This window comes from Methylobacterium sp. WL18, assembly GCF_008040015.1.
GTDB lineage: Bacteria > Pseudomonadota > Alphaproteobacteria > Rhizobiales > Beijerinckiaceae > Methylobacterium > Methylobacterium mesophilicum.
The window spans coordinates 1-1,302 of sequence record NZ_VRVD01000952.1; the positions used below are offsets into that span (position 1 = coordinate 1).

Genomic DNA, 1,302 nt, shown 5'->3' on the forward strand with positions numbered 1-1,302 from the left:
GGCTCGCCGCCCGCCGCGAGGTCGGCGACCACGCGCTCGAGGTCCGCGAAGCCGCCGAGCACCAGCACGCCGCGCATGAACTGCCCGGTCTCGTCCGCCCGGGGCGACAGGATCCCCCGGGGCGCGAGCTTCTTCACCGAGCCCGCCTCGATGGCGCGGATCAGCACGTCGATGTCGGCGCCCCGCCCGAGCAGCAGCGTCGGCACGGTGGCGGCCCGGGCGCTCGATTGCCGGGAGCGGCTGTCCTTCAGGTACCGGAACGCCAGGCGCGCGCCCCCGAGCAGAAAGATCTGCAGCACCCAGTACAGGAAAATCGCGATCTTGCCGAAGAAGTAGAAGCCGTACAGGTCGGACGAGACCAGGACCCAGTCGGTCACCAGCAGGGCCAGCGCCAGGACGCTGGCCGCCCGGACGATGCCGGCGAGGTCCTGCAGCGAGGCGAAGCGCCACTTGGTGCGGTACAGCCGGAACCGGCCGTAGACCAGGCCGGCGAACAGGAGGAACGGCGGCAGCAGCAACGGCAGGGCGTGCAGGCGCTCGGCCAGCATGCCGCCCTGGAAGCGGAACAGGAAGGTGAGCACCACGGCGGCGGCGGTCGCCGCGAGGTCGTGGGCCACCATCACCGCGATCTTGTAGAAGCGCTGCTGCATCGGGGGCCGGATGGGGTGCCGCGCGGTATCCGCCGCGGCATCCGCCCTGTCAACGCGGGGCCGGGCGCCTCAGGAGCGCGCCCCGCCCGGAGATCGTCCTACTTGACGATCGCGCCGGAGAAGCCGGTCTTGAAGTTCTTCTGGTAGGTCCGGCCCTTGAGCGGGTAGACCTTATCGACGAGCAAGGTCTTGACACGCTCGTTAAAGTCTTCGGTCGTTACGGTCTGGGCCTTACCCGTGATCAGCGTCCTGGCCATGTTCGTCTCCGCGTCGTCGCCCAGGGCACGGTATTGCGCGGAGGGTGAACTCTACATGGGGCATGGGCGGCGATTTACAAAGACTTATCTTTCAGGTGAGCGCCCGGACGGCCGCTCCGGCCGCGTCGTCGACGCGGTCGATGTCGGGGGCGTCGATGTGCCGGTAGCGGGCCTGGATCAGCCCGAAGGCCCCGAAGGCGGCGTGGCCGGCCGCGACGAGGCCGAGCAGGATCCAGCCGTAGGGCTGCGCGCGCAGCAGCGCGAAGGCCTCCGTCAGTCCCTTCGCGTCCGACGAGCGCTGGTGCCAGGCCGCCGCCACCAGGAAGCCGCCGATGATCAGGAAGGCGATGCCCCGGGCCGCGTAGCCGAAGCGGCCGACCGGGCCGGCCCAGCGC

General features: G+C 70.4%; 2 protein-coding genes and 1 pseudogene. All 3 read right to left on the reverse strand.

From position 1 onward, the window contains the following. Positions 1–650: pseudogene (locus FV228_RS30000) on the reverse strand (capsular biosynthesis protein); the annotation flags it as partial. Between the two features lie 98 nt (positions 651–748). Further along, complete coding sequence (locus FV228_RS33555; protein WP_167367636.1) at positions 749–907, reverse strand: hypothetical protein; 159 nt, start codon at positions 905–907, stop codon at positions 749–751. A gap of 91 nt (positions 908–998) precedes the next feature. Next, on the reverse strand, positions 999–1,302 hold a 304-nt coding region (locus tag FV228_RS30005), incomplete at its 5' end, for a DUF1206 domain-containing protein (RefSeq protein ID WP_147857759.1).